The sequence below is a fragment of the Vibrio sp. D173a genome (assembly GCF_030248475.1).
Map to the genome: position 1 here is coordinate 1 of NZ_JAHGAH010001044.1, position 1,130 is coordinate 1,130.

Consider the following 1,130-nt stretch of genomic DNA (forward strand, 5'->3'; position numbering starts at 1 on the left):
AGCTGTAAATATTTATATTCATGGGAATGGACTAACCGTGTTCAAACTGGTTCTGAAACCATTTGGTTGATTGCTCACTTCGACTATTACGCAGTGTTACTCGCAAAAGCTCAGTAAGCTGATCCAACATCAGCTTTGCCTTATCACTGTCAGTTTCAATCAAAGCACTGACCGTTGCCAACGTGTTGAACAAGAAATGCGGTTCAATTTGGCTCTGCAACTGCTTTAACTGACTGAGCACCACCACTTTCTCTTGATCTGCTTGGCGACGTTTAGCCACTTCTAATTCATTGTCTGCACGCAGCTTTTGCTCTCTGGTGTAGAAATAGTAGTAACTGACCGAACAGAAAATGACACCGAGAAAGATCACCGACTTAAGCTCGGATATCCCCTCACCAAAAAAGCCATTTAGCCAGTAGTGCGCGTTGAGTGTTCCGACTGTCAGAGCAAAAACCATTGAGATGGCGATCTCTAAAAGCGGGGACGTCTCGGAAAACAACTTAATGAGGACAAAAGAAGAAAATACCGCGCTATAGCCAAAGCCAAAACTGATCATAGCGTTGGTGAATAGTGGCCCTCCCCAAATACTTTGGGTTGTCACGCTAATCACGACACAAAACAGGGTAGTCACCAACCAACTCTTAAACCAAGAGTACTGTTTACATCCAGATTCACTCATTAAAATCGTCCTTTAATATTTAATAGAATCATATGACTATCCGGCAAATTAGCGTAAGCAGATTCCTTGTTTCCGCCCAAAAAGCGTGCAGCAAGTTCCACTTCAACCGATGCATCACCGTTATCCAATGCTTGATAGTTGATCCATTGAGTAGTGATGACGCCACCATCTTGACGCGCGACCATCACATCCAGTGTCGGCGTAACGTCGTCCAGCCACGCCCATGTTGAAATGCCATCAGCAAACAGGTGACGCCCACTTGAGTCCAATGACCAATGAAACATCAGATTGTGCTCAACGATGTTTGCATGCTGATACCCCTGGGCATAAGCACTCGCTAAAGGTTGTAGTGACCCAACCAATAATGGTTGGCAGCGGCGAGACCGCAATAAGAGATCCTCAATATGTGTTTGTCGTAAGCAATGCTTGATGACCGAAATGACAAAGCGCT

2 pseudogenes are annotated in these 1,130 nt (G+C 45.0%); both read right to left on the reverse strand.

The window, feature by feature from the left end:
• Positions 1-64 precede the first annotated feature (64 nt).
• Positions 65-679, reverse strand: a pseudogene (locus KIV40_RS31155) (histidine kinase); the annotation flags it as partial.
• Positions 679-1,130, reverse strand: a pseudogene (locus tag KIV40_RS31160) (hypothetical protein); the annotation flags it as partial. The pseudogenes KIV40_RS31160 and KIV40_RS31155, both read right to left, overlap by 1 nt.